At 39.2% G+C, this 1034-nt stretch carries 2 protein-coding genes; both read right to left on the bottom strand.

The features are described from left to right. A partial coding sequence (locus EI28_RS14255; RefSeq protein ID WP_197018533.1) for a transglutaminase domain-containing protein occupies positions 1-808 on the bottom strand: 808 nt, incomplete at its 3' end. A gap of 22 nt (positions 809-830) precedes the next feature. Continuing rightward, positions 831-1034: hypothetical protein (locus tag EI28_RS15195; RefSeq protein ID WP_231476869.1), on the bottom strand; the 204-nt coding region annotated here is incomplete at its 5' end.

Here is a 1034-nt window from a genome sequence, read left to right on the forward strand (position 1 = left end):
ACCTTTCGTTACCGCAGAAACTTACATGCCATTTCTGTTTTTTGTACTGCGGATACCTGTCTGTCACATCTTCTCCTGTGCTTGCAACAACGATTTTTTGAACCGCGTCTGCAGAGAATACAGAATAAGCTTCGGGCTTGTTAAACCATGTATTGTTATAGTGGCGAACATTCATTTTGTGATACACATAATAGTTCGTCGGATCGAAGAAATACCATTCATCATCGATTTGAACCTCAACCCATGCATGATTGTTATTAGTTAGATCTGCCTTTATAATACTTGTATTGAAGCCAGATCTTTTTGCAACCTCTTCAAACAATACCGCAAGTTCTCCACAACCTCCCATTTTATAATAGGCAATCCATCGCGGATCGTTTACATATTGGTTTGGCATTAAGAATATGGAAGCCCATATGGAGCCTTCAGGTCTGATTTTGCCATATGAGTCAAAGCGGTACCGGTTAATCGGGTAGTCCAAGTAAGTAGAGGAATAATTTAGGTTGAAATAATCCTCTTCAAAAATAAAGTAAGTAAAGTTTTCAGATTCCCATTCTGCTATTGCTTCAAACTTCTTTTCTGTATCGTTAATTTCAGCAATTCGATTTACGATAGAATTAATTTCATGTTCCCCTTCGGGGGAAATTGTGTTTTCATAAAGGATTGTGAAGTATGTGTCAAGATCTCCGGAGTATTGAGCGGGATATAAGTAGATGATGAGTATAGACCCTACGAGGACAACAAAGGCGGTACAAATTATTTGCCCCAGAGAATATTTCGGCTGATTGTCACCCTCGTTTGTCGGCATATTCTATTTTAAGTGATCATTGTTAATAATAATTCCCTAGAAGGTCGCTATTAATTATCTGTGGGATATTGATTCGTTTCTTCGAAAAGTCGTTCTTTCCTTTGCTCAGTCTAGCATAAACCCTTTTTCCAAAAACTTTGATGAAATTATTGGGCGTGAGCGCCAGAAGTTCAGGCATGGGTTTCGACGGTGAGGATGTATTCCAGGAGCCCTTCTTCGGTGGGAA

The organism is Methanoculleus sp. MH98A (genome assembly GCF_000691865.1).
Classification (GTDB): Archaea; Halobacteriota; Methanomicrobia; order Methanomicrobiales; family Methanoculleaceae; genus Methanoculleus.